Source organism: Erwinia sp. (assembly GCF_031978025.1).
Taxonomy (GTDB): Bacteria; Pseudomonadota; Gammaproteobacteria; order Enterobacterales; family Enterobacteriaceae; genus Erwinia.
In genome coordinates, this window is record NZ_DALZCD010000309.1 from 1 (window position 1) to 4,899 (window position 4,899).

Here is a 4,899-nt window from a genome sequence, read left to right on the forward strand (position 1 = left end):
CTACGATAACCAGGTTGCCCGCGACCAGCGGTGCAGCGGTTTGCATCAGCGCATGCGGACGGATGTTACCCATATTAGCGCGCAAATCGACGATGCCTTTATCGCCAAAGTCCGCACACGGCTTGCCGCTGTCCGCATCTAACGCGATCAGTTTAGCATCGGTAGTCGCGTTAAAAATGCGCTTCCGACATAGCGCAGGCGCATCCGGTGATGATACTGGAGACTCTGGCGCATAATAGCTGACGCCGCGACAGGTCTGGTGCTGCTGCAGATAAGAACGATCTTTCGCAGGCTGATATTTCCATTTCAGCTCGCCGGTTTCCGGGTTCAGCGCGTGAACTTCGTTGTGCGGCGTACAAAAATAAACAGTGTTGTTGACCTTCAACGGCGTCGCTTCAAAAGTATATTCTGTCGCATCATTTTCGTTGCGCAGATCGCCGGTGTGGTAGGTCCAGGCAACTTCCAGATTACTGACGTTGTCTTTCGTAATTTGTTTGAGGCTGGAGAAACGTTGGCCGTTATTGGTGCCACCGTAAGCCGCCCAGTCATTACCTGCCACGGCGGCAGCATCAACAGGATTGCGTTTATTAGTCAGCTTGCCGGCCTGCGGATATGGATCATAGAAAGCCAGCCCGATAACAAGCGCAATAATAATGATAACGGTGGTGCCGAGGAAAGGATGGAAGCGGGCAGGTCTGGCCGCGCCTTGCGCTTTTGACAGGGGACGTACAACCCACGGTAAGGCAAGCCAGACGCCCATCAGACCAATAATGTCGCCGCGCGGGATCCACTGCCACTTATCAAAGCCGACCTCATACAGGGTCCAGCCAACCACCAGCCACATTAAAATGGCATAAACAGACAGCGCAATTTTTTTATTTTTGAACAGGGCCACAGCCGTAATCAGCAGGCCGATGGCTATCACTACATAGAATGGCGACCCGCCAAGCAGCAGCAATTTCCCACCCATGTAAAGCATAGCAATACCGACGATTGCTATAACAATACTCGTTAGTTTTATCATTTTCGTCTCTCGAATTAACCACAGGGATTGGTTGATTTAAATTACAATTATGTAACGTAAAATTAACCAAATTTAGTCGAAAAGAAAATACCATTTAATTAATGTATTACAGGTGATAATTCAGTAACGGAATTATTATAGCGCGTTTGTAGAAGTAGCCTGCGCGAAAGCAGCTTTTAAAGCGTCCGGCACGCCAGCGCTTATTTCAGGGGGATGCTGATTGAAAGCGTAGAAAAGAGGTTGGGCAAGCCGGGAGGCAGATGAAGCTCCCGGCGGGGTTCAGGCAAAAGAGATTATTTGCTGTACAGCGTCTTCAGTCGCGCCTGATAGGCTTCGACATTATGTTCAGACTGAATCCTGGCAATAGCCGCATTGGCTTTCTCATGGATTTGTTCAGGCCGACGGATAATATCTTCAATAATGCTCTTCATGCGGTCGACCGTTTTTCTGCGCAGAGCATCGCGGTCCTGCAAAGAGGTGATGGCATAATCACAGTCATCGTTTAACGGATGCGTAATCAACCACCCCGCTTCTTCCGGATTTATTTCCGGCAGCGCGCGTACGTTAGTGGTGATCACCGGGCAGCCGCAGGACTGCATTTCCAACACGGAAAAACCATAGGTTTCGGCCCAGGTGGGCAACAGGCCAACATCCGCTTTTTGTAACAGCTGCATAACCTTATCGTTAGGCATGGCGCTATGATGCTCGAAAAGCGCATAGCGGGCGATAGTCTCTTGCGTCTCACGAGCAAACGCCGGTTCATCCTGATAAGCACCGAAAGCGTAGTTATTCGTTTTTTCGAGATCGCCAATCAGGGTCACTTTGATCTGTTCGGGCCGAAGCGTATTAGCGGCCAACAGTTCGCCAAAAGCCTGAACGATCTCACCGCCGCCTTTACGATAGAAGTCTTTCCCGATAAAAACAAAGTGAACCGGGTCGGCGGCATTACGCGCTGGCCGTTCGGTCATATAGAGTTTTTGCGGCGGATGCATCACCACCATTTTTTCGCGCAGCACGCGTGACAGCTCCGGGCTGTCATGGAACAGCTTCATTTCCATCTTATAGGCCGCGCCGGAAAGCGCGATCAGCGCCAGACAGTTATTGGCTGTCAGCGCCGAGGAGAGCCGTCGCAGCTTTGCGCGATTATCCTCTTTACTGCCATTTTTAGGCGGCAGGATACGGGGTAACTCGGTTTCAAACGTCGCCACCCATTTACGGTCGGTTATTGCTATCTCATTGAAAACGTGGAAGACATCAATGTTTTTTTTCTGTGCTCTGCCCAACGGCCGAAACAGAAAAATTTTGTCTCTTTTGAGAAACTTCATGTTCAGAAGATTGATATAAGAATAAATGTTCTTATTTTTGAAGTTCACATATTCCACGTCAGCATCAACAATTATCGTCCGCTTTTCCGGGTAGTTATCGTTAGATACGCCGACTCTCATACCGCCACCTCATAGAAAATAATGCTAACCGCACTGAGTAATGTTATTAGAATTCAAATTTGCCCTGGTATTCATTCCATGACGCCCCGTTACTCCATCACATCAGGCGCATCAAGTAAATACAGGCATATTCTTAATATCAGAAGTGGCAAAATAGCCGTCGTTTTCCGCAAGGGAATGCAGCTGAAATAAAGTTAATTATTTGTTAAAATTACTCACCATTCCAGCGGAGAGGTTTGATTAAATCTGGCTGTAAAAATAAAAATAACATGAAACCTTTTGAAATAAAAAGTTACATAAATGCGCTCCCGTTTCCGTTTGGCATCGCTCAGCCCAATGATACCGCGGTTATCAGTGAAGAGTAACTTGTCGGCATACTGCTCGCAGGCGAATGAAATGAAGTCCCCAAGACCAGGCGTAATCAGAGGAAAGTAAACAAAAGGTTAAGGAAATTGAGCTAAATCAATAAAAGCATCACGCCAGCTAATATGAGCACCGGTAACCCTTTTCGACGCAATGATATTTTCTGAAAACGCGTTTTAAAGTATTAATTTTTGTAAATCTGATATTCGTCTAATATCTGTGCTTTGTTACGTTTTTTCGGTTTCATCCGGATTGTGTTCATCGGGCATATAATTAAGATATTTCCGCTTTCTCCCGTGGCTAATTGCGTCTGCAATCACCCCCCGACGGCAAAAGAAAGATTAATAAGGCTGATGTTTAAATAAGAAATCTCTGATTAAAAAACCCTCAAAGCCACATTCAGATTAAAGGAAATTTCTTTTAAAAAGTACCAGCCATGACCAGAAATTTCTGTGTATGCTCGCTATTTTTACCCTTTTGCCGCAAAGCGCGAGGCGACAGCAACGCTACGTCCCCCCGCCCCATGTTGTCACCTCGTTGATTTAATGTAAATTTTTGGAATAAAACACATCGGGAAGTCTTCGTACGTCTGACTTGGCCAGGTTACACTGGATCCCTGTCCCTTCCTCTTCTGAGATAGCTATGCTGAAAGAAAATTTTAACGACCTTATCTCGCTAATCGCGATCGCGCGTGAAGGGAGTTTTACCCGAGCGGCAGCCAAACTTGGCGTCTCTCAGTCCGCCTTAAGCCATGCCATACGCGGGCTGGAGGAGCGGCTACAGCTCCGGCTGCTCACCCGGACCACGCGCAGCGTCGCGCCTACCGAAGCGGGCGAACGCCTGATAAAAACCGTTGCCCCGCATCTTGAAGAGATTGAACAAGAACTGACAGCCCTGCGTGAATTGCGCGACAGGCCTTCAGGCACTATCCGCCTCAACGTCGGTGAACATGCCCTTAATCTCTCGCTGTGGCCGGCGGTAGAAAATTTTTTAAAGGCCTGGCCGGAGGTGAATATTGACATCGTCTCCGATAATACCCTGACGGATATTGTCAGCGGCCGTTTTGATGCGGGTGTACGGTTGGGCGAACAGGTTGCTAAAGATATGATTGCCGTAAGGATTGGGCCAGACTGGCGGATGGTCGTGGTAGGGTCACCTGACTACTTCGCTCGTTACGGTAAGCCTGCGGCGCCACAAGATTTGCAGCAGCACAACTGCATTAATATGCGTCTGCCCACTATGGGCAGTATTTATGCCTGGGAGTTTGCCAAAGCCCAGCGTGAAATCCGCGTGAAGGTGGAAGGCCGGCTAACGCTCAACAGCCTGCAAACGCGAATCAAAGCCGCCGAGGCGGGTATTGGTCTGGCGATGGTGCCTGAAGATACCGTTGAAAAAGCGGTAAAGGAAGGACGGCTGGATAAGGTGCTGGAAGAATGGTGCGCCCCCTTCCCCGGCTATTATCTTTATTACCCCAGCCGCCGCCAGCATACTTCCGCTTTTGCAAAGTTTGTCGAGGCGGTTCGCTACAGCGAAAAATAGCCTTGCCGTGGCGGGACATACGCAAAGGCCCGAGGCGATATCGGGCCTTTGTTGACAGGTTAGCTCACCCTCAGAAGGCTTCCCAGTTATCCACTGAGCCTGCCGTTACTGCTGGCGAAGGACGTTTTGTCACGCCGGACCGACGGGGCGTCTCTTTCCTGTCTGCCAGCCGAAACACGGCAACCGCCTCGTTCAGCCGGGCCGCCTGCTCTTCCAGCGAAGCGGCAGCCGAAGAGGATTGCTCGACCAGCGCAGCGTTTTGCTGCGTCACCTGGTCGAGTTCTGACACCGCAATGCCGACCTGGCTGATGCCGTGGCTTTGCTCTTCCGAGGCAGAGGAGATCTCATCCATAATATCGCGCACCTGTTGTACCGAACTGAGGATACCGCTCATGGATTCTTCCGCCTGCCCGGCCAGGCGGGAGCCGTTTTCAACGCGGGCCGAGGACTCGGCGATCAGCGCGTTGATATCTTTCGCTGCTACGGCGCTGCGCTGCGCCAGATTACGAACTTCTCCTGCCACCACCA

At 50.0% G+C, this 4,899-nt stretch carries 4 protein-coding genes; 1 reads left to right on the forward strand and 3 read right to left on the reverse strand.

What is annotated here, in order from left to right; translation table 11 throughout:
* Together RTK32_RS19010 and RTK32_RS19015 are read right to left on the reverse strand one after the other, a co-directional pair.
* Positions 1-1,024, reverse strand: a 1,024-nt coding sequence (locus RTK32_RS19010; RefSeq protein ID WP_312046733.1) for a PQQ-binding-like beta-propeller repeat protein, incomplete at its 3' end; no start/stop codon positions are given.
* Positions 1,025-1,317: 293 nt separating this feature from the next.
* Complete coding sequence (locus tag RTK32_RS19015) at positions 1,318-2,469, reverse strand: glycosyltransferase family 4 protein (protein WP_312046735.1); 1,152 nt, start codon at positions 2,467-2,469, stop codon at positions 1,318-1,320.
* A gap of 1,005 nt (positions 2,470-3,474) precedes the next feature.
* On the opposite strand from RTK32_RS19015, the gene RTK32_RS19020 reads away from it, so the two are divergent.
* On the forward strand, positions 3,475-4,371 hold the full coding sequence (locus RTK32_RS19020; protein ID WP_312046737.1) for a LysR family transcriptional regulator: 897 nt from the start codon (positions 3,475-3,477) through the stop codon (positions 4,369-4,371).
* Between the two features lie 70 nt (positions 4,372-4,441).
* On the opposite strand, the gene RTK32_RS19025 is transcribed toward RTK32_RS19020, so the two are convergent.
* On the reverse strand, positions 4,442-4,899 hold a 458-nt coding region (locus RTK32_RS19025), incomplete at its 5' end, for a methyl-accepting chemotaxis protein (RefSeq protein WP_312046739.1).